This window comes from Paenibacillus sp. GCM10027630 (assembly GCF_042676305.1).
GTDB lineage: Bacteria > Bacillota > Bacilli > Paenibacillales > NBRC-103111 > Paenibacillus_S.
Window position 1 is genome coordinate 103,538 of the sequence record NZ_JBHTGY010000015.1, and the last position, 24,557, is coordinate 128,094.

At 45.3% G+C, this 24,557-nt stretch carries 23 protein-coding genes and 1 pseudogene; 5 read left to right on the forward strand and 19 right to left on the reverse strand.

What is annotated here, in order from left to right; all coding sequences use genetic code 11:
* Positions 1 to 121: 121 nt before the first annotated feature.
* The 4 genes and pseudogenes from ACFQ0C_RS08165 to ACFQ0C_RS08180 all read right to left on the reverse strand — a co-directional run.
* Positions 122 to 241: pseudogene (locus ACFQ0C_RS08165) on the reverse strand (histidine phosphatase family protein); the annotation flags it as partial.
* A 393-nt stretch (positions 242 to 634) separates the two neighbouring features.
* Positions 635 to 1,330 carry a ribonuclease H gene (gene rnhA / locus ACFQ0C_RS08170; protein WP_258215402.1) on the reverse strand — a complete coding sequence of 232 codons (696 nt, stop codon included), beginning with the start codon at positions 1,328 to 1,330 and terminating at the stop codon, positions 635 to 637.
* Positions 1,331 to 1,347: 17 nt separating this feature from the next.
* On the reverse strand, positions 1,348 to 3,126 hold the full coding sequence (recQ, locus tag ACFQ0C_RS08175) for a DNA helicase RecQ (RefSeq protein ID WP_379365696.1): 1,779 nt from the start codon (positions 3,124 to 3,126) through the stop codon (positions 1,348 to 1,350).
* A 59-nt stretch (positions 3,127 to 3,185) separates the two neighbouring features.
* Complete coding sequence (locus ACFQ0C_RS08180; protein ID WP_379365698.1) at positions 3,186 to 4,013, reverse strand: glycosyltransferase family 2 protein; 828 nt, start codon at positions 4,011 to 4,013, stop codon at positions 3,186 to 3,188.
* Positions 4,014 to 4,239: 226 nt separating this feature from the next.
* On the opposite strand from ACFQ0C_RS08180, the gene ACFQ0C_RS08185 reads away from it, so the two are divergent.
* Both ACFQ0C_RS08185 and ACFQ0C_RS08190 read left to right on the forward strand, forming a co-directional pair.
* Positions 4,240 to 4,437 carry a hypothetical protein gene (locus ACFQ0C_RS08185; RefSeq protein WP_258215399.1) on the forward strand — a complete coding sequence of 66 codons (198 nt, stop codon included), beginning with the start codon at positions 4,240 to 4,242 and terminating at the stop codon, positions 4,435 to 4,437.
* Between the two features lie 79 nt (positions 4,438 to 4,516).
* Positions 4,517 to 5,320 (forward strand): copper amine oxidase N-terminal domain-containing protein, encoded by an 804-nt coding sequence (locus ACFQ0C_RS08190; RefSeq protein ID WP_379365700.1) that lies wholly within the window; start codon positions 4,517 to 4,519, stop codon positions 5,318 to 5,320.
* A 77-nt stretch (positions 5,321 to 5,397) separates the two neighbouring features.
* On the opposite strand, the gene ACFQ0C_RS08195 is transcribed toward ACFQ0C_RS08190, so the two are convergent.
* Positions 5,398 to 6,078 (reverse strand): GNAT family N-acetyltransferase, encoded by a 681-nt coding sequence (locus ACFQ0C_RS08195; protein WP_379365702.1) that lies wholly within the window; start codon positions 6,076 to 6,078, stop codon positions 5,398 to 5,400.
* A gap of 241 nt (positions 6,079 to 6,319) precedes the next feature.
* On the opposite strand from ACFQ0C_RS08195, the gene ACFQ0C_RS08200 reads away from it, so the two are divergent.
* Together ACFQ0C_RS08200 and ACFQ0C_RS08205 are read left to right on the forward strand one after the other, a co-directional pair.
* Entirely contained in the window at positions 6,320 to 6,814 is a 495-nt protein-coding gene (locus tag ACFQ0C_RS08200) for a glutathione peroxidase (RefSeq protein ID WP_258215396.1), read from the forward strand.
* Complete coding sequence (locus ACFQ0C_RS08205) at positions 6,811 to 7,251, forward strand: MarR family winged helix-turn-helix transcriptional regulator (RefSeq protein WP_379365704.1); 441 nt, start codon at positions 6,811 to 6,813, stop codon at positions 7,249 to 7,251. The genes ACFQ0C_RS08200 and ACFQ0C_RS08205 overlap by 4 nt, the downstream gene beginning before the upstream one ends.
* Positions 7,252 to 7,352: 101 nt before the next feature.
* On the opposite strand, the gene ACFQ0C_RS08210 is transcribed toward ACFQ0C_RS08205, so the two are convergent.
* The 11 genes from ACFQ0C_RS08210 to ACFQ0C_RS08260 all read right to left on the reverse strand — a co-directional run bounded on the left by ACFQ0C_RS08210 (position 7,353) and on the right by ACFQ0C_RS08260 (position 18,959).
* The gene (locus ACFQ0C_RS08210; protein ID WP_379365706.1) at positions 7,353 to 8,132 is read right to left on the reverse strand and encodes a response regulator transcription factor; all 780 of its coding nucleotides are present in this window, start codon (positions 8,130 to 8,132) and stop codon (positions 7,353 to 7,355) included.
* 60 nt (positions 8,133 to 8,192) lie between these two features.
* Complete coding sequence (locus ACFQ0C_RS08215; RefSeq protein ID WP_379365708.1) at positions 8,193 to 10,064, reverse strand: sensor histidine kinase; 1,872 nt, start codon at positions 10,062 to 10,064, stop codon at positions 8,193 to 8,195.
* A gap of 379 nt (positions 10,065 to 10,443) precedes the next feature.
* Positions 10,444 to 11,478 carry a TRAP transporter substrate-binding protein gene (locus ACFQ0C_RS08220; RefSeq protein WP_258215391.1) on the reverse strand — a complete coding sequence of 345 codons (1,035 nt, stop codon included), beginning with the start codon at positions 11,476 to 11,478 and terminating at the stop codon, positions 10,444 to 10,446.
* An 86-nt stretch (positions 11,479 to 11,564) separates the two neighbouring features.
* Positions 11,565 to 12,863 (reverse strand): TRAP transporter large permease, encoded by a 1,299-nt coding sequence (locus ACFQ0C_RS08225; protein WP_379365710.1) that lies wholly within the window; start codon positions 12,861 to 12,863, stop codon positions 11,565 to 11,567.
* Positions 12,863 to 13,363, reverse strand: coding sequence for a TRAP transporter small permease (locus ACFQ0C_RS08230; protein ID WP_258215389.1), 501 nt, complete (start codon positions 13,361 to 13,363; stop codon positions 12,863 to 12,865). Before ACFQ0C_RS08230 ends, ACFQ0C_RS08225 begins: the two co-directional genes overlap by 1 nt.
* A gap of 234 nt (positions 13,364 to 13,597) precedes the next feature.
* Positions 13,598 to 14,998 (reverse strand): sensor histidine kinase, encoded by a 1,401-nt coding sequence (locus ACFQ0C_RS08235; RefSeq protein WP_379365713.1) that lies wholly within the window; start codon positions 14,996 to 14,998, stop codon positions 13,598 to 13,600.
* A gap of 267 nt (positions 14,999 to 15,265) precedes the next feature.
* Positions 15,266 to 15,526: a metal-sensitive transcriptional regulator gene (locus tag ACFQ0C_RS08240; protein ID WP_258215387.1), complete on the reverse strand. Its 261-nt coding sequence runs from the start codon at positions 15,524 to 15,526 to the stop codon at positions 15,266 to 15,268.
* Positions 15,527 to 15,618: 92 nt separating this feature from the next.
* Entirely contained in the window at positions 15,619 to 16,101 is a 483-nt protein-coding gene (locus ACFQ0C_RS08245; protein WP_379365715.1) for a DsrE/DsrF/DrsH-like family protein, read from the reverse strand.
* A 6-nt stretch (positions 16,102 to 16,107) separates the two neighbouring features.
* Entirely contained in the window at positions 16,108 to 16,683 is a 576-nt protein-coding gene (locus tag ACFQ0C_RS08250; protein ID WP_379365717.1) for a sulfurtransferase TusA family protein, read from the reverse strand.
* 63 nt (positions 16,684 to 16,746) lie between these two features.
* A complete protein-coding gene (locus tag ACFQ0C_RS08255; protein WP_379365719.1) occupies positions 16,747 to 17,892 on the reverse strand; it encodes an MBL fold metallo-hydrolase in 1,146 nt (381 codons plus the stop codon).
* A 365-nt stretch (positions 17,893 to 18,257) separates the two neighbouring features.
* Positions 18,258 to 18,959, reverse strand: a complete 702-nt coding sequence (locus ACFQ0C_RS08260) for a class I SAM-dependent methyltransferase (protein ID WP_379365721.1) — start codon at positions 18,957 to 18,959, stop codon at positions 18,258 to 18,260.
* 187 nt (positions 18,960 to 19,146) lie between these two features.
* On the opposite strand from ACFQ0C_RS08260, the gene ACFQ0C_RS08265 reads away from it, so the two are divergent.
* Positions 19,147 to 20,376 (forward strand): aminopeptidase, encoded by a 1,230-nt coding sequence (locus tag ACFQ0C_RS08265; protein ID WP_379365723.1) that lies wholly within the window; start codon positions 19,147 to 19,149, stop codon positions 20,374 to 20,376.
* Positions 20,377 to 20,452: 76 nt separating this feature from the next.
* Here ACFQ0C_RS08265 and apgM read toward each other — a convergent pair whose 3' ends face one another.
* The 3 genes from apgM to gap all read right to left on the reverse strand — a co-directional run bounded on the left by apgM (position 20,453) and on the right by gap (position 24,557).
* Positions 20,453 to 21,694, reverse strand: coding sequence for a 2,3-bisphosphoglycerate-independent phosphoglycerate mutase (gene apgM / locus ACFQ0C_RS08270; protein ID WP_379365725.1), 1,242 nt, complete (start codon positions 21,692 to 21,694; stop codon positions 20,453 to 20,455).
* Between the two features lie 55 nt (positions 21,695 to 21,749).
* Positions 21,750 to 23,237: an SLC13 family permease gene (locus ACFQ0C_RS08275; protein WP_379365727.1), complete on the reverse strand. Its 1,488-nt coding sequence runs from the start codon at positions 23,235 to 23,237 to the stop codon at positions 21,750 to 21,752.
* Between the two features lie 279 nt (positions 23,238 to 23,516).
* The gene (gene gap, locus ACFQ0C_RS08285) at positions 23,517 to 24,557 is read right to left on the reverse strand and encodes a type I glyceraldehyde-3-phosphate dehydrogenase (RefSeq protein ID WP_379365731.1); all 1,041 of its coding nucleotides are present in this window, start codon (positions 24,555 to 24,557) and stop codon (positions 23,517 to 23,519) included.

The window sequence follows — 24,557 nt, forward strand, 5'->3', positions numbered from 1 at the left end:
ATAATAGTATGACAGATCATCATGTGTATTCCGCAACCTATATGTAACCGGTACCACATGATAAATATATCACCAATTGTTACTGTTGGCAAGATATAATCCACAAAATGAAAGCCTTTTCTTAAAATTCTAATTTATAAATGTCCGGCATCGTTATCGACTCCCAAAACTCAAAGCCAAACGTATGATCAAAATAATTCGTCATCAATGTCATGATATCTCCGTGAGTTCCTATTACAATTCTCTATCCTTTAAATTCTTCAATAATCTTCTTAAATACATTAAGAGGTTGTTCAAAAAGTCTCCTTTTGATCACGAAGCAACTCAGGAAGCTTATTCGACATCGAATCATGCTTTCCCCTTCGAAGTCCAGTGCTCATTTAGGTTGCCCCTAAACTACGCTCCTCCTCCTTCTTCAGGTTCCTGCAACCTTCTCGGTGCTGAAAAGTTGACTTTTTGAACACGCACTTATAGCCCTTTCTTGTGCCTGATTAGTCGATTCTCCGCCTGGAAACTAATCATTACAGTCTTCATATACTTTTCCCAGCTAAATGGGGTTCCTCCCCTTATAACGATATTAAGACCGGCCTCTCAACAAAAGACAATGATAAAAGCCAAACTACCACCCGAGTCCTTATTTTCTGCCGTAGTCGGCCTTAATCTCGCCCCAAGCTTTCGTGTCCCACTTGATAATTTTATTGCTGTAGGTGTTATTGTGCAGCCAAGCTAAAGCACGGTCGACCAGCGTCCATATCTCTTCCGTTGATGCATCTCGCGGCAGATTGGTGGATACCTCTTTCTTGCGTATCCAGCTCATCGCTGTAACCGAATCGCTATAGATGGTCATTGAACTGCCCTTCTGCTTCAAATAGGCTAATGCATGAACAACGGCCAGAAACTCGCCCAAGTTGTTCGTACCCTTCGAAATCGGAGGATGCTGAAAGATGATCTCTCCGGTCCGGGTATCCACGCCCTTGTATTCAACGATGCCGGGATTTCCCTTGCTGCCCACATCGACGGAAATGCTGTCGAGTACGACTTCAGAGGGAAGCGCGCCATTAAGGCCAGCAGCGGATTTCCCTGCGGCTCCTTTGGCCGCTCCGCTTTTGGCAGAGCCGCCGCCCGCGCTTGAGGATGCGGCCGATTTGGCTGCTCCAGCGAAGGAGGCTTTCCAGCCGCGCGATAGTGCGGCCTTGGCTTCCGCTTCGCTTTCATAAGCTTTAAACCGCGCCTGCGGGTAGCCGTTCGTCTGCACCTGGCATTCTGCCCATGAGGTATAGATTCCGGGTACCTTCCCTTCCCATACCACGTAATATTTCTGCTTCGCCACAGTCCTTCACCTCTACTCTACCCGTTATAGTTTTTGAAAAACTCGATGAAGTAAGCTCCGTACTTGAAAAACTTCGCTTCCCCGACACCCTTGATCTTGAGCATCGCCGCCGGATTGGTCGGCTTGATCCCGCACATATCCCGCAGCGTGCTGTCCGGGAACACTATATACGGCGGTATGCCCTCGCGCTTAGCGATCTCCATGCGCAGCCTGCGCAGCTCATCGAACAGCTCCGCTTCGACCTCGCGGGCCGCCGGCTCGGGTTTGATGCGCAGCTTCTGCACCACGCGCTCGCTGCCTGCGAGCACCGCCTGGGCTTTGGCCTGCAGCCGCAGCACCGGATATTTGCCGTCGGTGATCAGCAGGTAGCCTTCGGCGACCAACAATTGAATCAGGTCGACAATCTCCTTCTCCGTACGGTCCTTAAGCAGACCGTAAGTTGTCAGTTCATCGAAGCCCATCTCCAGCACCTTCTTGTTGCGGGAGCCCTTGAGCACCGACGCCACGGTCGTTGCTCCGAATCTCTCCCGCATTCGTCGTACGCAGGAGAAGATCTTCTGCGCCTCCAAAGTGATGTCCGTCAGCTGCCGCTCGGTACTGCAGCTGCTGCAGCGAGTGCAATCCTCGACGTCATCGCCGAAATAACGCACAATGTAGCGCTGCAGGCACTGCGACGTATGGCAATAATCCGCCATCTGCTGAAGGCGTCTGTACTCCTGGGCTTGGCGTTCGGTGTCACCAATGGACTGCTCAATAAGAAATTTCTGAATATGAATATCCTGCGGGCTGAACAGCAGCATACATTCACTTGGCTCGCCATCCCGCCCTGCACGGCCCGCTTCTTGATAATAAGCTTCCATATTTTTGGGCATATTGTAATGGATGACATATCGTACGTTGGATTTATCGATACCCATGCCAAAGGCGTTGCTCGCTACCATGACACGAATTTCGTCAAACAGAAATTTCTCCTGCGCCTCAGCCCGCTCCTTATCGGTCATGCCTGCGTGATACTTGCCTACAGGCACCTTCTGTTTGCGCAACAGCTCATACAGGTTGTCCACTTCCTTGCGGGTGGCTGCGTATACGATGCCTACCTCGTCTTGATGCTCGCGGATGTAATCGAGCATCACATCCCGTTTGTTCTCGCCTTTGATTACCGAAAAGGCGAGATTGTCGCGCGCGAAGCCTGTCACAAACATCTGCGGCTCTCTGAGCCTCAGATGCTTGACGATATCCTCGCGCACCTGATCCGTTGCTGTGGCTGTGAACGCAGCCACGATAGGCCGCGTCGGCAAGCTTTCCACGAGCCGGCTGATGGCCAGGTAGCTTGGGCGGAAGTCATGGCCCCACTGTGATACGCAGTGAGCCTCGTCCACCGCCACCATCGGCACGGCCAGATTCGTCAGCAGGTCTACGAATCGCTCCGACTCCAGCCGCTCAGGCGCAACGTAGAGCAGCTTGTATTCGCCCTGACTTGCCTTGCGGATGCGCTGCTCCACCTGCGCATAGGACAGCGAGCTGTTGATGTAGGTCGCCGGCACTCCGATACTATCGAGCCCATCCACCTGGTCCTTCATCAGCGAAATGAGCGGAGAAACGACAATTGTCGTACCGTTCAACAGCATCGCCGGCACCTGATAGCAGATCGATTTCCCCCCGCCTGTTGGCATAATGCCAAGCGTATCCTGCTGCTCCAACACACTGGCGATTACTTTCTTTTGCCCATCCCGAAATGTTCCGTAGCCATAGTACTTCTTCAGCAAAGCTTCCGCCTGCTCTATCGTGCCAACCAAAATAATACGTCCCCCTTAACAGCCATTCTAAATCAATCTATGTGCCCGATCCTCGTCCTCTATTCCGCTTGTTCCTGCTTACTCGCAAGCCTCGATACAATGGGCTCTCCATCCCACACGATTTCTGTTACCGCCTTGCGGTTTCTGACTTCAGGCTCCTCCAGAAGCACGAAGAAATTTTTCGTAGGCAATTCACCAAGTCCATGCTTAGCTGACAGCTTGTCCAAATAGGGCCTCATGTCCTCATGCTGTCCCGACATATTACCACCTTGCTGGGAAAAAGCATACAACGCGCTGGCTACCGGTACCCGCTTCACCCTGAAATGATCAACTGCACGAAGGAAGAAGTCCCAATCCCAGTAGTGGTACATTTGCGTATCGAACGGTCCCAATCGGTCGTGCAGTTCCCTCCTATACAAGCAGCCCGAGGAGACGAATGTCGAAAACCTTCTCATCGCTGCCTCATCATGCTCATAGGCAAAGACGAAACGCTTCGTCGCCCTGCGCGTACTATCTTGTAGAATGTAGTCGAATATCTCAACATCCGAATAAACCAAGTCAGCGTCGGCAATTTCCTTGAGCATCCGTTCAATATGAGTCGGTACCAGCAGATCATCGTCATCGCACAGCAGAATATAATCGCCCTTTACAAGCTCCAGACCCCGGTTCCTTGCATGGACATGCTTTAAATTCTGATTCATATTAACGATCGTTATATCCAGCTCGGGGTACAGCTCTTTTACTGCATCAACCGGTTCGCCGGCATCATTAACCACAATGATTTGCAAATGGCGGTAGGTCTGCCTCCATAATGACTCAATCAACTCAGAGATATAACCCAGCCTGTTATACGTAGGAATGATGATCGATATTAAAGACGCTGCCATCCCTTGATGCCCCTTTCGTTTACTGTATTTGCTTTTTGCATTACCGTGCAAGTGCAAGCTGCTATTGACAAGATACCAAAAAAACGGCAAAAGGGAAACCGTCAACAATTCCCGACTGTCCAAACCCATGGTATATTTTGTAAGGTTTTAAATAAAAGGATTTCGCGCTTCTCTGTTGAATTGCTTACTTTGGCCCTTATTTGCATTACATGGAGGAATTATTTAGATGGCTTGGATTACGATGTATGAAACTGATGCTCTTACGCTCGTTGTCGATGATGAGAAACAAACTGCTATGCTCGAAGTGAACAGTGGAGGCTACCGCCCCAGGTACATCACTCTTCATTGGAATGAACAGGAGCTGGCGGAGGTAATTAAAGCATTGCAGTCGGCACATCAATCATTGACCCGTACAAGTTCTTAGAATTCTTTTAATAGATTCAGGCAAATTAACTTACGAAGTAACTTTGCTTAAAGCAAAGCTCCCAGGAGGAATGGCTTACATGCATGGAATAAAAAAGATTCGTTTAGCCTCAATTACTCTTATTTTTTCTATGTTGATAGCGATCATTCCTGCGCAAGTCAGTGCTCAGGAAACTTCAAAGATTCATGTATATATACAGCAGGAATTGCAGCAGTGGGATCCATCCCCATTTATTAAGGATGGAAGCACCATGGTTCCAATGCGGGCCTTATTCGAGAAATTGGGCTTTCTGGTAACATGGGACGCGGACAAGCAAACAGCAAAAGCCGTTCGCGGCGGTTTAAGCATTTCTTTATCTATCAATCGTGGAACCGCAATGGTGAATGAGACGGTATATTATCTGGATGTAACGCCTTCATTGGAGAATGGAAGCACCTTTATCCCGCTTCGCTTTGTAAGCGAAGCCGCCGGTGCCGATGTTGCCTGGAATGAATCCAATCGGTCGGTCCAAGTACAATTCGAAACCGACCCGCAAAAACGAATTCATCGACTTATCGACAATGTCACTCACAGCGGCAGCTTTATTCAAGCGGCCATGTCCATCACTAGCGGTGACGGCATCAAAAACAATGGCATAATTGTAAAAGAAATCACCATGGATGCTTCCGGAGCGACAGCCAAGGTCAAGTTTACCGCTGATATTACGGTTTCCAAAGCTGTAAAAAACGATCGGGGCGTCACAATTTCACCTGTGGAATCGGTCGTTTATGAAATCACCTGTGATGTCTACAAGGATGCGTTCGATCAATGGCTCCTTCAAACGGAGCCCTCCAAGATGAATTATGTCCTTAGAGAGAAAAAGCCCTTTATGAATAACCAATAGAAAATGGTTCAAACAAAAGGCATCCGACCATGTTATTGACATGACGGATGCCTTTTGTTTTTTTGTTCTAGCAAGCTCTACAGCGGCAGCAAACGAACGGGTTCACTGACCTTCAACTGCTCTATCATCTTGTACCATTGCTCAGGCTTATTAGGCAGAACCTCATAATATCTTTCAAGGAAGTTAGTAATGGTGCCTGCAACAATAGTTTCCACATCAAATGCGCCTTCGCCGAACGGCATGAAGCACAGATCAAGCTCTTGTACAGCTGAGCCGTCATTATGCCAGGATGGATGAACGTACGGAAAATCCAGCTTGCGATAACCCAGATGAGCAAGCACTTCACGCCGTACGAACGGGTCCATCGCCTTAACCCCTCCAAAGCTGTAGTCCTGTGCCAAGTAGGGATTATAGATCTCAGCAAACATGCCAAGCAAAACTCCGCTCCCCGCATTTACCAAAAGATTAATATCATCAGTCCGATTTTTCACTAAAAACGGCCCAATTCCAAGACCCTCGCGGCCAATTATGGTAAAGTCGGTCATCGCCACTCTCATATCATCATAGTAACGGTATTCGGTCGCGCCGACGACTTCACCCTTATGTACGGCCACGAATACACGAATGCTCGGATCGTTCAATGGCTCCGCCCATAGATCGTATTCCAGCACTTCCTCAGATGGAAAAACCGATTTCATCAGATCATGCATTTGTCTGAAGTACGGATCATTAATTCCTGTAACGCGGATATAGTCCATCTATTATTCCCCCATTCCTTATCTTCTGTCCAAACCTAAGTATACCAAGTGCTCGTAGTTATTTCCAAGCCTCCGCATGTATTCCTGACCTTTTTTACCCGAATATTATTGGAATGAACCTTATTGACTTCTGTATAACCACATGCTATATTTAGCTCAAGAATTTTAATTGTGTACAATTTAATTTCACACAATTTTTAATCGTAATTTTAAAATCTTTATATAATTAGGAGGTTCTACCATGTCCGTTTATGATTATACGGTTCAAACCATTTCTTCAGAAGAAAAAGCTCTTTCCGACTACAAAGGAGACATCCTCCTCATAGTGAATACGGCAAGCGGCTGCGGACTTACTCCGCAATATAAAGGTTTACAGCATATCTATGACACTTACAAGGATTCAGGAGTTAAGGTATTAGGTTTTCCAAGCAATCAGTTTAAAAATCAAGAACCAGGGACCAATGAAGAAATTAAGAGCTTCTGCGAGCTGAACTATAACGTTAGCTTCCCTCTTTTTGCCAAAATTGATGTAAAAGGCGAGCATGCGCATCCGCTGTTTGATTATTTGGTTAACAACGTACCCGCTCCGCATCATACAGGGGATATTGAATGGAATTTCGTTAAATTCCTGGTTAATAAGGAAGGTCAAGTAGTCAAGCAGTATCCTGCAAGGATGGAACCCGAAGCCATTGAGGAAGATATTCAAAAATTGGTGAATGGCGAATCATTACAATGAATTCGGAAGAATTGCTTAAGCTAGAGAATCAGCTTTGTTTTTCCATTTATGCCTGCTCAAGAGAAATCACCAGCTTATACAGGCCATTGCTTAATGAGTTGGGGATTACGTATCCGCAATATTTGGCTCTTATGGTTTTATGGGAGAAACAAACGTGTACGATCAAGGAACTTGGGGAACTCTTATATTTGGACTCGGGGACATTGACACCTATGTTAAAAAGGATGGAGGATTCCGGTTTAGTAACCCGGCAACGCTCCAAATCTGATGAACGTGTGGTGTTTATTGAACTGACAGAAGCAGGTCACAAGCTCAAAGAAAAAGCCATTTGTATTCCCGAGACTTGTATCCCGCATTTTAATCTGTCGAACGAACAATATAAACAATTGCTGCAGCAAATGAATCAATTAATTCAGAACCTGCAGCGAAGTCTCTAAATTAAATAGCAGAGGGCAGCTTCTATATAAAGCTTCTAATCCATACTATTTCAAGGAATTCAAAAGGCAGGCTCTATGGCCTGCCTCTTCACTATTCTCCGCTATTTGAACTCTTGTTGGGCAGCTCCGGTTCTCGCCTGCTCCTTGCGGAATTCCGATGGCGTACAGCTATTCCATTTCTTAAACGTATTACTAAAATACGCCACATCCGCGTAACCAACTCGATCCGCTACCTCATTGATCCGAAGAGAAGTGCAGCACAGCAGCCTTTTAGCCGCCTCCATCCGTACCTCGACGATATAATCAACAAAATTACGGTTTAACTGCTGCTTAAAAAGTTGACTTAAATAGCTGGGATTCAAATGAACTCGCGCGGCTGCCTCGGTCAGTGTAATTTCTCCTGCCAAATGAGCCTGAATGTACTCTTTCACTTGCTCTATAGGCGATTTATGCAATCTGTCGTCATTCGTTGCCTTGTTGTTAGCCATTGACCTTTCGAGCTGTTGGCCCTGTTTGTGCTCCATCCATTTAACCAGACATCGCTTCATGTCTTCTATTTCAACCGGCTTAAGCAAATAATCAATGACCCCAAGCCTAAGTGCCTGCTGTACATATTGAAAATCATCATATCCGCTGACTAAAATAACTTGCTGCCCGCTATCCTGCTTCCGCACCTCCTGTACAAATGCCAATCCTTCCATAACCGGCATCCGCACATCCGTCAGAATGAGATCCGCCTTATTATCCGCCAGCCAATCCAACGCCTCAAGACCGTTTGAAGCTTCCTTCGTTACGGAAAAAGGCAGCTCTGTTTTCTCAAGCACCCGCTTCAACGAGGTACGCACCCACCGTTCGTCATCCACCAGCATCACTTGATACATGGCACCGCTCCACCTCCTTTAGTCCGTTTTAAGCTAATGCTTGACTCATTATGGGCAATTTTAGAACAGGGCACGGCTGTTTTCGTCCAATGTTATGGGAACCGCCTTGCCGCTCTCCTCCAGAAAAGGAATCCGGATACGTACCGCCGTCCCTTTGCCAGGAATACTGTTTAAGGTGACCCCGTATTCCTTGCCGTACAAGTAGGCAATACGCCTATGAACATTAACGATCCCAATGTGATCGCCTCCTGCCAGTACATCCTTGCCCTCCAAATCTTGATGAATATGTCTCAGCTGCTCTTCAGACATGCCAACCCCCGTATCCCTTACAGCCACGAAGAAGGTCCCCTCCGTATCTCTTACAGCCGTTATGCGGATTTGCATAAGACCGATCCCGGGCTCTATGCCATGGATCATGCTGTTCTCCACGATAGGCTGAAGCGAAAACTTAACAATATTTTGGTCCAACGCCCATTCGGGCACATCCAGCTCATATTCCAATCTTTCCTCAAACCGGAACTTCTGAATCCGCAAATAGACTTCGCAGAAACGAAGTTCTTCCCGAAGGCTGACTGTCGGGGAATCATTCTTCAAATTATAGCGCAGCAGCTTGGCTAACGAAGCCGACATTTCAGCAATGTCGTCCATATCCTGATCCAATGCCATACCGCGCAGCGTTTCCAGAGAATTGTATAGAAAATGAGGGTTCATCTGGGACTGCAGCACCTTAAGCTCCGTTTCCTTTTGCCGCAAGGAAGCCTCTGTTTCTCGCAACCGCGTAAAGTAAATTTCCTCTAGCAGCCCTTCAAGCTTCTCAACCATTTTATTAAATCCGTGCGTTAGCAGCCCCAGCTCATCCTTGGAGCGCACCTCAAGCTTCCCCGAGAAATCTCCGACTTCGACCTTTTTCATAAAATGATGCAGCTTTCGAATTGGCTGCAGCAAGCTGGCTGCGAACCCTATTCCCAGCAAATAGGCCACAATCAGTGTCACCAATAGCGTCCAAAAGATGGTGTGACCGATATAATTGGCTCCGTTGGTCAGCTCTTTGTAAGGAATAGAGGTCACTAATCGCCAGCCCAGATAAGGAGATAAGCTGTAGGTGAGGAAATTACTCGGCTCTTCCATGGTGATCATCGAGCCGCTGTCGTTTTGCAGCATGTAGCCGATATTGATATCACTCGCCCGCTTGCCGACCTGCTGCATATCCGGATGATATACGTAATGATTCTGCGCATCGAGAATATACAGGAAACCTGTTCGTCCAATGCTCACCTTCTCTGTAATTTCTTGAATTCGTTTAAAATTGACGTCCATGATCATGACACCAATAGGATCGAGAGTATGAGGGCTAATCAAACGGCGCACGATAGAAATAACCTGCTCCTGACGATCAGGCCATTGGATGACTCGACTGATCAATCTTGGAGAGCCATCCAGTGGAATATTGGGATACCAATACTCCTTTTCCAATTCCTCTGCAGGAGTTGGACTGTTAAATTCCGTTGCATCCACAACCTGCACATCGTTCAAAATGACCGTTATATTCGATATATCCGACCTTGAATAAGTCGCATTTTTCAATACCTGCTCAATCTCATCCCGTATCCCGCTCTGCTGTACCTCTTCTAGCGTTCTCATTCTTAAAAATTGAACCATATCGGGATGGTTAATAATTCGCAGCGTATTGATCTCAAAGTCACGCACATAGTACTCGACATGCGTCTTTACTTGTTCGATAATCTGCCAGCTGTACTGCCCTGCCTCCCGCTCCAATACCTCAGACGAGCGTTCATAGGATATCAAGCCGACCAGCAGCATCGGAAATACGACAATCAGCGCGGAGTAGAAAAACATTTTGCTGGTGAGCGGCAGATTTCGAAGTAAAATATAGCGTTGGAACCAGTCCGCCGCTCGTTTCCATGCTTGCATGAGTGTCGCCTCCGGAGGGGGCGTGATTAAAGTCAATAGCTTTCCGGCCATCACCGATTACAGGCATTAGCCAGGTTTCTCCGATCGCTGTTGTTATTTTGTTGTTTCAATTAGTAGTTCAGTATGGTTACAACAAAATAACAAAGGCGAACACTATCGTTTCTCCGAAACCTGCTAAGCCTTCCATCTCTACAGCCGAATAAATTTATCCCGTCTTTAAACACGCCTGGATAAATAGAAAGAATAATGGATTCAAATTTACGAATCCATACCAAATTGTACATAATAGACCAAATGAAAGCTTATACAAGTATAGTAACAGAAGTAAAATAGCGTGTCCCCTGAAAATAACAGGGGCACGCTAGGAGGTGCCAAGAAATTATTTTTTGCGAGCTGCGTCAATTTGTTCCAGCACTTCTTTGTATTCAGCGCGGTACTTATCGATAACCGGTTTAACCGCATCCTGCCAAGGCTTAACATCCTTAACTTCCGTGATCTTAACGCCGGCGGCACGCACTTTGTCCTCGGCTTCCTTCTCATATTTATCCCAAGACTCGCGTTGGGTTTTGACGGAATCCAACGCCGCTTGCTTAATAATTTTGCGATCGTCCTCAGACAGCTTATTCCAAGCCGCTTGGCTGATCAATAGCACTTCCGGCACACGCTGATGACCGTCAAGAATCAAATTTTTGGCTACTTCAAAGTGATTGGACGATTGGAAGCTCGGATAATTGTTCTCAGCAGCGTCAATAACGCCTGTTTGTAATGCACTAAATACTTCTCCGTAAGCCATTGGTGTAGCGTTAGCACCAAGTGCGCTCATCAAATCAATGTTGATTTTATTTTGAATGACACGGATTTTTTGCCCTTTTACATCAGCCAAGCTAGTTAATGGCTTACGGGAGTAGAAATTACGCGCTCCTGAGCTGTAGTAGGCCAAGCCTTTCATTTTGGAGCTTTCCAAGCTGTCCAGCAACTTACTAGCGGGATCGCTCTCAAGGAATTTCCACAAATGCTGATCATTATCGAATACATAGGGCAAGCTGAACACACCATAGTTTTTATTGAATTCAGCCAAAGGTCCGCTGCTTACACGAGTGAACTCAATAGCACCCAGCTGTACCTGTTCCAGAACTGCTTTCTCTTCTCCAAGCTGGGATGCTGGAAACACATCGATTTTGATGCGCCCCTTCGTCCGTTCGTTAACAAGATCAGCAAACTTTTTATCCCCAATGACCGTCGGGTAATCGGCAGGATGTGTATCAGCCAACCGAAAGGTATACTTCTTTCCTTCGTCTTTCTTCTCTCCTCCGGCGGCATTCGAAGATGCATCTTTACTCCCGCAGCCTGCAAGCAAACCTCCTGCTATGACCAAGCTGGAAATGATGCTTACGGTTCTTGTTAACGTTTTCATTGTTTATATTACCCCTTTACTTTGTAGTTTTTTTCCTACATAGGGGGTCAAGAGTCCTCTTAACCCCAGCCTTGCCGACTCAATAGTCAATGTTTCATCATATTAGGCAGCCACATTACCAAATCAGGTATGTATGTCAGTACTAGCAAGACCACGCACATCACATAGAAAAACGGCATCATTGCTTTCGTACCCTGGCTAATTGATATTTTACCTATTGCACAGCCTACGAACAGCACCGTCCCTACAGGAGGAGTAAGCAACCCTATCCCCAGGTTCAACATCATAATTATTCCGAAGTGCACTGGATCCATTCCCAGATGAGTAACAACCGGCAATAAAATCGGCGTCATGATCAGGATCAGCGGCGCCATATCCATCGGAGCTCCCAAAATTAGTAGCAATATGTTAATAATGAGCAAAATAATAATCGGACTGTCGGAGATGCCGAGCATTAAATCTGTCACCATACCGGGGATTTTCAAGTAAGCCAATAACCAACTGAAGGCATCGGATGCGGCAATCAAGAATAAAACCATCGATACCGTACGGAATGTCTTCTTCAAAATTAGCCACATACGACTAACCGGAATATCGCGGTAAACAACAAATGTCAGGATGAATGCATACAAGCAGGCAAGCGCACCGGACTCCGTTGCAGTAAACCAGCCGGTAAAAATACCACCCAATATGATGGCTGCCGTTAACAAAGACATCACACCGTCAAGCACAATCTTGGGGACATCCTTACGCTGTATAGGGTCGCCCTTCGCATATCCCCGTTTGATTGCGTAAACATAGCTGGTTGCCATCAATGAAATACACAGAATAATACCAGGCACGATTCCCGCCAAGAACAAACTCGCAATGGATACTCCTCCACCTGCTGCCAAAGAATATAGCACAAGATTATGACTTGGCGGAACAACAACACCTTGAATAGCTGAGGATACGGTTACACCGACTGCATAATCGGTATCATACCCTTTTTTCTTCATCATAGGAATCATAACCGAACCGATAGAGGACACGTCCGCGACGGCAGATCCGGAAATATTTCCGAAAAACATACACGCCACCGAGTTAACCATCGCCAATCCGCCGCGAACTCTTCCGACAATCAATTGGGCGAAGTTGACGAGCCGCAAAGCAAGCTTCCCCTCACTCATCATATGGCCCGCCAATATAAAGAACGGGATCGTCAGCAGCGAATAGGAGCTTATCCCCTGGACCATCCGCTGGCCGACTACTGCAAGCGGTATTTCCAAATACATTACCGTCAGCAGTGTGGATAACGCCAAAGTAAGAGAAATCGGAAACCTCAGAATCATAAACAGCACAAAGCTTATGCTTAGAATCAATACGGCAATTGTTGCTTCTTCCACTAGTGCTCACCCTCTTCTATACCGTAATGCCTTTTGGTTTCAATACCGATAAACTGCAGAAACGAATATACACACACCAACACGCCTGTGATAGGCATAATCACGTAGATAACGCTATTGGGCAGCTTGGTAGCTGCGAGAGTGCTTTCATTCATCAACTCCGTAAATTCGGCTCCGGATATGACCAGATACACACCGAAGGCAAAGGTACTCGCGTAAATAACCCGATCCAACACCCAGTTCCACCTTGCCGGCAATTTACTGGTAAACGTGTCGATAGCCATGTGCAGCTTCTCTCTGAACCCGATAGCAATACCGAGAAAGGAAAACCACACTAGCAGCAACAGAGTCACCTCTTCTGACCAGAACAACACAAAATTAAACAGCTTGCGGGTCATTACCTGAACGGTTACGATCAAAATCATGGCCAGCAGCGCCAGCATCGAAAAGTTTTCGAAAAAACTGTCAATGGAAAGCGCAATACGTTTCAATGCTTTCAATTCCTTATCCTCCCTCTTGCTATATCTTGATGTAAGTGTTTTCATTTGACTGACACAGCTAATTGTAATGAATTTGTGAGAGGAACGTAACGCGATTGATTTTAGAATTTTTTGTAATTTTTTTAGGATTTTTATAAAACTTGCCGTTTTTCACACAAAAAAAAGCCTCCCCTGCTTTTCAGCAGTTATGGGAAGCTTGTACTCTTCTAGCTTGTTGGTTCTAGTCACAGCACGTTAACGAATTGGCAAAAATAAAGTGAAGGTGCTGCCCTGCCCCGCCGTGCTGGTTAATTCCAAACGTCCTCCGAGCAGTCCGGTTAATGCACGACTTATCGATAGGCCAAGGCCGGTCCCACCGTACTTGCGGCTTATAGAGCCGTCAGCCTGCTGGAACGCCTCGAATATCGGCTCCTGCATCTTATCAGGTATTCCAATGCCTGTATCCATTACTGAGAAGGCTACCCAGTCCCCGGACATCCCCTCAATCCCCGGCTCAGGCTTCCACACCTTGAGTGTTACGCTTCCGTATGCGGTAAACTTGAACGCATTGGAAAGCAAATTCCGTAAAATTTGCTGCAGACGAAGCGCATCCGTATGAATTAGAGCCGGAAGATCAGGATCCTCCTGGATTATAAATTCGAGCTCCTTCTGCTCAGCTATATGGCGAAAGCTATGCTGCATTACGTAGGTGATTTCGCTGATAATGACTTCTTCACTCAAAATCTCCATCCGTCCTGCCTCTACCTTCGATAGATCCAATATATCGTCGATCAGCCTAAGCAACTCCTGCCCTGAGGAATGAATAATGGCTGCATATTCGGCTGCCTCGGATCCTTCCTCCTGCTTATCTCCATCGATAATAAATTGAGATAGTGCAATAATGCTGTTTAAAGGGGTCCTTAGCTCATGCGACATATTAGCTAGAAATTCTGATTTATATTGAGAGGAAAGCATCAGTTGATGCGCCTTCTCCTCTAATATTTTGCGCGTTTCAATCAGCTGATCGGTTTGCTTCTGCAAAGAATCATGTGCGATTTGAACATCAGCCACTCTACGCCGTTCCAAATGAAAATCGCTGAGCATAAACACATAAAAAAAGCTTAAAAGTATGCTTGCCGGGAGGATGGCGGGAACAATTTGGCTAATATAAATTTCTTTTGGAATGGTTCCATATAAAACAACATTCACACAATTGGCGATATTGACAGCAAAAATGACAACTGTAATCTTAGCCCAGAAATTCCAATCCACTTTCTTTAGTAGCATATTTAAAACTACACACAGAACACCCAGAAGCACCATATTTAAGCAGCCTGCCCAAGCTGCGCTATTCAAACCAAACGTAAGACGGGCCGCCCCAATCCCAACACCGATAACAAGTAAGATAATGGGATTGGAATAGACTAAAGTACAAATAATTAAAGGCAGAAACCGCAAATCGAATTTAATATCGAGACCAAAATCAAAGCTATAGACCATGGTTAGCCAACCAGCACCGATGGCTAGCAATACCGAAAGGGCATATTTCAACACACCTGAAGCTTGGTGAAGCAAATATTTATGGATTAACATTGCGGTATAGGTCAATGTAGTTAGAATACTTATATTTATAATTAACACTTTGGAAAACTCCACTTACTCCTCACTCCTCTAACCAATCGATAGCTCATATCTTATGTTCATTATATCACAATGACTCTTTACCCCTGCCAGAGTCATTATACTCATACCCACTGTCACTCCTTATCCCATGCAATGACACAAGGTTGATGCCATACAGCTATTAAATTAGTACTTACTTATATGCAAAAAAAATCATTAGCCATATAAATAGCTAATGATTTTAAATACTTCATAATCATATAGGAGTCCGTCTGAATTTATTGCTATTCTTGCTAGGCCTTACCGGCTTTTGACTAACAATTCCACTGCTTGTCTCACCATTTTACTGGTGTCTCTGCCGGCTTCCTTTTCTTCAACAATACATTGCTCCAAATTTACCGCAACGATATAGGCAATCGCCTTATCGGCTGCACTTCTGACCGCGGACAGCTGGCTTACAACATCCTTGCAGTTTTGCTCTTCCTCCATCATTCGCAGTACGCCCCGAATTTGGCCTTCTACACGTTTTAATCTTTTTTTGACATCCTCATCGTATTTCATTTTAAATACCCTCCCCATTATCCATACCTGTATAGGTATATTATTGCCGATATGTTTTATAAAAACAACGTAAGGGAAGAGGAGACCACCCATTAAATAAACAAATTTACTTTAGCATCTGCGGCATCACCCAAGTAGGCTGCAACCCCAGCATATTCAATGCCATCCATTAATTCCTCCTGCTGCAAACCAAGCAGATCCATAGTCATCGTACAAGCCACCAATTTTACACCTTGCTCTTGAGCCAGTTCTATTAATTGCGGCAATGACAAAGCATTATGCTTCTTCAACACATGCTTGATCATTTTGGGCCCCATTCCGCCAAAATTCATTCGAGATAATCCAAGCTTGTTCGCGCCGCGCGGCATCATTTTGGCAAACATGCTCTCTAACCACCCCTTTTTTACCATAAGCTTCTCATCCTTACGAAGAGCGTTAAGCCCCCAAAAGGTAAAAAATAGGGTTACTTCGTGATCATAAGCAGCAGCGCCGTTTGCAATAATAAATGCAGCAATAGCTTTATCTAAGTCTCCACTAAAAAGTACGATGGTTGATTTTTCTTTAATTTCTGCCATAAAAATTTAACCCTCCATCTTTTCAACATTATAAACCCACTCAGACATGCCGGGTATGACATTAATGCTTTTGAACCCTTGCTCATTGAGCATCTGACAGGCAGCATCACTCCGACTCCCAGTACGGCAAACTACATAATATTCGCTGTTTCTGTCAAGCTGACTGATCTTAGCCTCCAGCTCGCCAAACGGGATGGATATCGCTCCTGGAATATGCCCGAATGCATATTCGGCCGGTTCCCGAACATCGAGAATTCGGAGCTTTTCTCCGGCGGCTATTTTTGCTTGAAGGTCATCATTCGTTACCGTATGAGGGTAGTTCATCTCAGCCTTGGTTATGACTGCATCGGATTTGCGAATAAAATGACGGTATACTCCACCGTCCTCTTTTAATCCTACATATTGATGGCCTGTACGGCTGGACCAGCTTTTAAGGTCTGCAACCGAGCCTTTATCTGTTGCTCGTACTTCCAATACTTCTCCGGCTTCCATTTCTTCTATCGCTTTTTTAGTTCGAACCACCGGAAGGGGACAGGCAAGTCCCTCACATTCTAAAGTACGGTTCACTTGTAATGTTGACATGAATAAAACCTCCATTTTATATAAATACTTATTGATTCCCACAGCGGCATCGGTTCTCGCAAGCTAATTATAAATCGCGCAACGATTCGGCCCAATCTCCATTTCCCGTTGTTCTTCATTCGCAGGGCTGATCTTGCCCATATTCGTCTGACGTATTTCCTGATAAGCATTCGGTTGGGGTGGCAGATTTTCAGAAACGGTTCTTCTAAATTCGGATTCGTCTTGAATGTTTAAGCCTGGATTATCTCGATACAAATCACCCAGACGCGCAGACACTTGTCCTTTATCGCCCAACTCTGTGTATTTACCAAAATGTGCAGGAAGCACCGTCAAATCATCTGCCAGCTGTTTATAACGCTTGTACAAGGTCGTTCTGAGGTCTGCAGCCCAATCCTCTGCTTTGCCAGCCAAATCAGGGCGTCCAATTGACTTGACGAATAAGATATCCCCTGTGAGCAAGTATTGATTGTCCACAATTAATGAAGAACTCCCTATCGTATGACCCGGCGAATAAATCGGCTGAATGCTGATTTGCGCATTTCCTACAATAAGCGTTTTGCCTTCCTCAAGCTTTTCATAATGGAATGTAACCTCTGTCGCATCTTTAGGCGGGAGCCAGTAAGAACCCTCTGTTTTTTCAGCTAATTGTCTACCGCCAGAAATATGGTCAGCATGAAGATGAGTATCGATAGTATGTTTAATCGTGACATTCTTTGCCTTTGCAAAATTCTCAAACACATCGGTCATACGAACTGCATCAATCACAGCAGCCTCTCCATCGGACATAACCATGTAAGACAGACAGCCTTTGCCAATACGGACAAATTGATAAATCTCCCCTCCGTCTTTTAAATCCCCAATTTTGACAGGCTCCAAATGTTCACTCCAAGATTTCATCCCACCAATTAAGTAAAAAACATTTTGTTTACCCTCCTTAACCAGCTGTTCTCCTACAAACTTGGAGGACCCTTCCTTGGCACACACAACCAGAATTACTTGATCATCCGGAATTGTATCTAAAATAGAATCAACCCCATCAAGCAATTCAAAATAGGGGGTATTCATTATATGAACATTGCTGCCTTCGATCTGCCAATCCTTAAAATCACTTTCGTTACGAACGTCCAAAATAAAAACCAATTCATTATCCAAAACTTTTTTAGCTAATGATTCCGCACTCATTCCCTGCAATTGAACTGGATCTATCATCCTGTTATTTCTCCTTCAACTATAATGTGGAAGTAAATTTTACGGCTATCGCAGTAATAACGCTGTAATACCAATCATGCCTAAGATGAATGAACCCGGGATTCAGATCATCAAGAGAGCACAAATGCTACCGCTAACTCGGCTCAATCCGCCGCACATACCCATATGGGTATGTAACGGACCAAAAAAAGAACATAATTCACATTATGTTTATTACATATACCCGTATGGGTATAAAGCCACTATAATATTAAATGGCCTTTTCGTCAAGTACACGTGATCAAACACCAAAAGCGCCAATTGCACCTCGCGGCTCTGAAGAAAAAACAGATGCAAGGTACAATTGACGCTATTTTTTGCCAAGATTATGGCTGCTTTAAACTTGTTTTTCTTGCAAAAAAGACGGCAAAATCCATATATTTGTACATACAGTCTGCGTCTGCAAAACCCGCTTCCTGCAGCCATACAATTTGCTCATTTACAGTTGCGTTAATATCCAGTTTCCGTCTCTCCTTGGCAGCCGCTATCGACTCATCGGATAATCCACTTAGTTGAATAGCCGCCTCCCATTGCTGCTTATAATATGTATCAACATAGGTCGTATTCCCCATCGCTTGATCAGCATTGACAAAAACCCCGCCATCCGACAATAGATCATAAACAGTCCGAAACAGCTTTCTTTTTCCAGGATGTGTCAGGTGATGTATGGAAAGGGACGAAATGACAAGATCATAGGTTTTGGAAAAGTCATAATTGGTATAGTCAGCAACGATGTATTCGATATTAGATGCCGGGCCGAAACGTTCACGGGCTGTCTGTAGCATGTTTTCGCTTAGATCGATTAAGGTGAACTCCGCATCCGGGTACTTGTGCTTAACGAAGGCGCTAAATAGGCCGGTTCCTGCGCCCAGATCCAAGACTCGGATTCCCGAAATAGAAAAATTCTGTACAACCGCCAATGTGGCAGCCACTCCGTAAAAATCATCGAAGCAAGGGATCAATTGCCTTCTTTGCTGATCGTACTGTTTGGCTATAGCATCAAACTGTTCTTTTACCGAGTGTCCCATTCCGATCCTTCCTTTCAACCGTTTTGTTGTTATAAGTATATAAGAATCCGAAAATAGTTATAAATATATAAAACAAATGATATCTATAGATTCATCCTATAAGCAAAACTTCATTCTCAAGTTCTTTCCCCGTATAATATAAGTTGAGCACATCAGAGTTGCATAGATGAGGGAGGTTGAGAATAAGATGGAGAATTTCGAAGCTCAACTGGAAAAGTACGCAGAACTGGCTTTAAAGGTCGGTCTGAACATACATGAGGGGCAGACACTTGTGGTGACGGCTCCTATTGCCGCGGTTGATTTTGTACGTAAAATCGCTCAAAAGGCTTACGAATCAGGAGTACTGCAGGTGCTGGTAGAATGGGATGACGAAGCGATCCGGCGAATCCGGTTTCTGCATGCCCGTGATGAATCCTTCGAACGGTTTCCTGAATGGAAAGCTGCCGGATATGCTGAAATGGCCCGTCAAGACGCCGCCTTTCTAACGGTACATGCGCCAAATCCCGAGCTGCTGCAGGGCATCGATCCCGTTAAAATCAGCTTAGCCAGCAAGACGCAAATGAACGCAATGAAGGAGCACCGAGCCTATCTACAAGCCGGCAAAGTAAGCTGGTCAATTGTATCTGTACCTACGCCGTCTTGGGCGGCCAAGGTTTTTCCTGATTTGCCGGTAGACAAAGCTATAGATAAACTGTGGGGATATATCTTCCAGGCAACGCGCTTGGATCGCGATGACCCCATCGGTGCCTGGGAAGAGCATATTAGGGAATTGCAGGAACGAGTTACTTTTCTCAACAGCAAAAACTACAGCAAGCTGTACTATACAGCCCCAGGAACCGATTTATCTATACAATTGCCGCCCGAGCATCTGTGGGTTGCAGGCGGCGTCTATAATGAACGCGGAGCTTTCTTTGTACCGAATCTCCCAACGGAAGAAGTGTTTACGCTGCCGGCAAAGGACGGCGTCAACGGCAAGGTCAGCAGCACCATGCCGCTTAATTATAACGGCAACTTGATTGACCGCTTTTCGATTACCTTTGAAAACGGACGCATTGTTGATTATAGCGCTGAACAGGGCTATGAAATACTCAAGCAGCTGATTGAAACGGACGAAGGCTCCCACTATCTAGGTGAAGTCGCTTTAGTTCCTCATGGTTCACCGATCTCTGCGATGAATGTTATCTTTTTCAACACAGGCTTCGACGAGAATGCTTCCTCTCATCTCGCCATCGGCAGCGCTTATCCGTTATGCATCAAAGAAGGCACATTGATGACTAAAGAGGAATTAGCAGCCCATGGTGCTAACAGCAGTCTGACCCATGTCGATTTCATGATCGGCTCAGGTGAACTGAACATCGATGGAGAAACCGCAGACGGTGTGCGGGAACCGCTTCTGCGCAACGGCACGTGGGTGTAATCCCGCGAGAATAAACAGAAAATCCGTATTGCCGAAATTTATCTTGTCGGCAATACGGATGGTTCAGAACAATTATTTAGTTACCCTGTTTTTTCACATATCCCATTAATCCGTGCAATGTCGTCACAAACTCATTCCCGGATAAATGCCCTAATCCTCCATAGGCACAATCCAATTCATTATACTGCTGAACCCGATCTCTACGGATACTAGGGCCGTATATAAGTACCGGCACGGGCTCCCCTGTATGCTCACCTACTTCACAAGGTGTGGAATGATCGGCAGCCAAGGCCAAATACACATTTTCAGGCAGCTGCTGAAGGATAAGGCCTACCATCCGATCGAACAGCTCGATCGCTCTTGCTTTCTCAAACGGCTCGTTATCGTGGCCCTTAATATCCGGTGCTTTGAAATGAACATATACCATGTCATTGTCAGCAATTTCTTCTATTGCCAATCTCGCTTTTAATTCGATATCCGTATCTATATTGCCTGTCATTCTGATATCCGTCACAGTTTTAAACCCGGCTAATTGAGCAACTCCTAATACGGTACTTTCGCCCGCGATGCAGCTCCCCCTAAAGTTTAGCTGCTGTACAATGGGCTCAAGCTGGGTCACCTGTCCGGCTCCCCTTGTCAAAATAAAATTAGCAGGCAGCTTTCCCTGTTCAATAAGCTCTTGATTAATAGGATGAGCCGATAGTAGGGCGTGGACCTTCTTAAGAAATAAATTTAAAAGAATGGCTGTTCTTCCAGCTTCATCGGAAGAGTCTAAAGGTTTTATCCTACAATAGGGTTTACCATCGTTCGGAGCCTTTGGATCCGAATCGCTGACTTTATCGCTCAAACCGTTTCCGCGCAGGATCAGCACAGCCCGATGTTCCGTAGCCGGCTTCACATAGGCCACTACTCCATCTTCTAGCTCCATGCCATCAATAGCCTGAGCAATCTCACTAGTATTCTCACGAATTCTTCCTGCCCGGCGATCAACAACAATTCCATTCTCATCTACCGTAGCAAAATTACAGCGAAGCACAATATCTCCCGGCTTGACATCCATACCGATTCCTAACGCTTCAATGGGTCCACGACCCGGATAATGATGAGGTTGATATCCGAATAAAATTAAATGTCCCATATCCGTTCCCACAGGAATGCCTGAACTGATCAAATCCATCATGCCTGTAATGCCTTTAGAAGCCAGGCGGTCCAGATTCGGAGTTTTTGCATATTCCAATGGGGTTCTATTATCTAATAATGGATGAGGGCGGTCCCCCAATCCGTCGGCAATTGCCACTATAGCTTTTCTGTACAGCATGGTTTCCTCCTATAAGTTCGTGTTCAAAAAGAAGGCTTTTTGAACAACTTCTATATTATAATCCCAATACTTTAAACCAGGTGAATAAAGCCAAACTGATAACGCTAGCTCCTACAAAACATGTAACGATCGCATACTTAACTTGATCAAGGACTGAGAAATAGCCTGTTCCGAAATAGATCGTATTGACCTTCGAATGAGGCGGGAGTGTGATTGTGTAGGTCATGGTCATAGCGGCAGCCAATCCAAGGGCAACCGGATCCATACCCAATGACTTGGCCAGAGCAATGAACGCTGGAATCAAGATCGTGACTCTAACCGTTTTACTCGTAAATATGAGATGGCTGTACATGCTGAGGAATATCACTACCATATAGACCAAGGCATGGTTCATTTGTTCTAAACCGAGGCCGCTAACCATATTTTTAATAATCCATTCGGCGCCCTTTGATTTATCCAGTGCGTTTCCTACGGAATATGCTCCAGCAGCGAAAATCATAAGCTCCCATTTGATGTTCGCTTCTTTCCAGGTCAGCATTCCAATACGAGGAAGCAGACATAGGAGCGCGGCAATTACAGCGGTCTGTTCGGTGCTGATTTCAAAACCAAACCAGCCCTTCTGGTAATCCCCTGTTGCCCACAGGATTACGGTTATGATAAAGATAATCGATGCTTTCTTCTCGTCCTTAGAAAAGGAACCGAGCTTCTTCAGCTCATCTTTCAGCGTCCCCATCGCATTCTCGAAATTGGCCTCTCCTTTTGTAGAGAAAAGCTTAAACCCAATGAGGAAGGTTATCAGCATAGTGACGATAGCGGTCGGCATCGAAGCCAACAGCCAATCCATATAACCGATGTGTCCGCCCGCTTGTTCGTTGATGAAACCGACGGCAATAATGTTACCCGCAGTAGCGGTCATAACTCCCGATGTAGCGATAGCATCCGCCTGGACTCCTTGAAGCATCATTACTTTCCCAAAGTTGCTTTCACCTGGAATGGCCTTATAGACTTCCAACAAAATCATGCAAATGGGCACCATCAACGTAGCTCTGGCCGTCGTTGAAGGGACGAAGAACGCCAAAATAAAGTTGATAATGATCAATACGAGCAGTGTGGTTTTCGGTGTTTTACCAAACTTGGTGACCATCCACAACGCGAACCTTCTGCCCAGATTTGACTTCATCATTGCAGAGGTAAGGACAAATGCGGAAACCATCAGCCATATGACGCCAAACCCTAATGATTCGAAAGCAACATCCTGATCTTTAACCGCTCCAATCAAAGGAAGCATCAGAATCGCCGCGATTGATGTCAAATAAATGGGGATAGGGGTCGTTATCCAAAGAATCAGAGCCCCTGTAAATACAGCTATGGATCTTTGGGCTACTGGGGTCATTCCTTCAGGTGTAGGCATAAAAAATAATAGTAAAAACACAGCTACTGCAATGGGAATCCCCCACTTTTTCATAACTTCCTCAACTCGGCTTTTTTTCTTGACCGGTGGTTCCTTGCCATCCGTTTTTAGGGTCGATAAGACCTCAGCCATCTTGTATAGCCCCCTCGCAATTAGTAATGTTTCCGCTTTCATTATATCCAGCTAAAAATCATAAAACAATTTGATTTAATTTTCGTTATCATAAGAAAACATTATAGTTTATATTCAACTTATCCTTATTCGTCTACTTTCCCTTTTCCGGGTTCTCGACAAACCTCACGTTTACAGTCGCTATAAAATATAGTCACTTTTTCCGTATCTACCGTAGCGATTTCACTTCCGCAGTACTTACACAAAATGACTCCCAACATTATTGATGAATTTTTGTAATTATCCATATTTATTAAACACTTCCTGTTTTTTATTAATAACCATGCTTAAAATATCCATCACTCTGCTGACATATCCCCATTCATTGTCATACCAAGCGAGAAGTTTAATTTGATCATCTCGAACTGCTAAAGACAGACCATCGATGACCGCAGATTTTTCACATCCTATAAAATCTATCGAAACTAACGGGGCTTCGGTATATTCAACATACCTGCTAAGGTCCCCTTTTACCGCTGACTGCAGCGCATTTCGTACATCAGCCTGCGATACCCGCCGGCTTACACCAACCGTCAAATCGACCAGTGACACATCCGGTGTAGGAACCCTTATCGATAAACCGTGGACTACAGGAGCAAGGCGGGGCATAACATCCCTCAGAGCATTTCCTACGCCAGTACTGGTTGGAACAATGGATTGTGTGCAGGCACGCGCACGGCGCAAATCCTGGTGAGGATTATCCAGATGTCTTTGGTCATTCGTATAAGAATGAATAGTAGTCACCCAGGCGTGGTTCACGTGAAACGACCGATCCAATATACTTAATACAGGTACCAAACAATTGGTAGTGCAGGAAGCGGCAGAGAGTAAAATATGTTTCATAGGATCATAGTCTTGTTGATTTACTCCCATAACTATAGTTAAATCCACCTGTTCCCCCGGTGCGGTTAGCAGTACGGCGGATGCCCCGCCAAGAAGATGCTTTTGCGCCCCCTTACGATCATTAAACTTACCTGTTGCGTCAACCGCCAAGTCGACCCCCAAGTCTTTCCACGGAATAAGTTCCGGATTCCTCTCGGACGTCACTTCTAACCGTTGACCGTTAATGAGCAAATAGTTCTCTCCTGTCTCGATGTCGGCCTCCCATGTCCTATGCACGGAATCATATTTCAATAAATGTGCGATTATATGAGTAGGATATGACGTGTTAATTGCCTTCAAATGAATAGGATGGGTATTATCTGATAATATTTTTCTAATTAATAATCGCCCGATTCTCCCCGTCCCGCTTATACCAACCCCACATTGCAAACAGCTCAT

Bases quoted from the DNA above. Each gene is read 5' to 3' on its own strand.
- ACFQ0C_RS08215 (WP_379365708.1), bottom strand. From the start codon at position 10,064: ATGCAAGCATGGAAACGAGCGGCGGACTGGTTCCAACGCTATATTTTA.
- ACFQ0C_RS08240 (WP_258215387.1), bottom strand. From the start codon at position 15,526: ATGAAATACGATGAGGATGTCAAAAAAAGATTAAAACGTGTAGAAGGC.
- ACFQ0C_RS08260 (WP_379365721.1), bottom strand. From the start codon at position 18,959: ATGGGACACTCGGTAAAAGAACAGTTTGATGCTATAGCCAAACAGTAC.
- ACFQ0C_RS08275 (WP_379365727.1), bottom strand. From the start codon at position 23,237: ATGGCTGAGGTCTTATCGACCCTAAAAACGGATGGCAAGGAACCACCG.
- ACFQ0C_RS08180 (WP_379365698.1), bottom strand. From the start codon at position 4,013: ATGGCAGCGTCTTTAATATCGATCATCATTCCTACGTATAACAGGCTG.
- ACFQ0C_RS08255 (WP_379365719.1), bottom strand. From the start codon at position 17,892: ATGATAGATCCAGTTCAATTGCAGGGAATGAGTGCGGAATCATTAGCT.
- ACFQ0C_RS08210 (WP_379365706.1), bottom strand. From the start codon at position 8,132: ATGTATCAAGTGATGCTGGTGGATGACGAACGGTGGGTGCGTACCTCG.
- gap (WP_379365731.1), bottom strand. From the start codon at position 24,557: ATGAGCTGTTTGCAATGTGGGGTTGGTATAAGCGGGACGGGGAGAATC.
- ACFQ0C_RS08250 (WP_379365717.1), bottom strand. From the start codon at position 16,683: ATGTCAACATTACAAGTGAACCGTACTTTAGAATGTGAGGGACTTGCC.
- ACFQ0C_RS08265 (WP_379365723.1), top strand. From the start codon at position 19,147: ATGGAGAATTTCGAAGCTCAACTGGAAAAGTACGCAGAACTGGCTTTA.
- apgM (WP_379365725.1), bottom strand. From the start codon at position 21,694: ATGCTGTACAGAAAAGCTATAGTGGCAATTGCCGACGGATTGGGGGAC.
- ACFQ0C_RS08190 (WP_379365700.1), top strand. From the start codon at position 4,517: ATGCATGGAATAAAAAAGATTCGTTTAGCCTCAATTACTCTTATTTTT.
- ACFQ0C_RS08205 (WP_379365704.1), top strand. From the start codon at position 6,811: ATGAATTCGGAAGAATTGCTTAAGCTAGAGAATCAGCTTTGTTTTTCC.
- ACFQ0C_RS08195 (WP_379365702.1), bottom strand. From the start codon at position 6,078: ATGGACTATATCCGCGTTACAGGAATTAATGATCCGTACTTCAGACAA.
- ACFQ0C_RS08245 (WP_379365715.1), bottom strand. From the start codon at position 16,101: ATGGCAGAAATTAAAGAAAAATCAACCATCGTACTTTTTAGTGGAGAC.
- ACFQ0C_RS08200 (WP_258215396.1), top strand. From the start codon at position 6,320: ATGTCCGTTTATGATTATACGGTTCAAACCATTTCTTCAGAAGAAAAA.
- ACFQ0C_RS08185 (WP_258215399.1), top strand. From the start codon at position 4,240: ATGGCTTGGATTACGATGTATGAAACTGATGCTCTTACGCTCGTTGTC.
- ACFQ0C_RS08220 (WP_258215391.1), bottom strand. From the start codon at position 11,478: ATGAAAACGTTAACAAGAACCGTAAGCATCATTTCCAGCTTGGTCATA.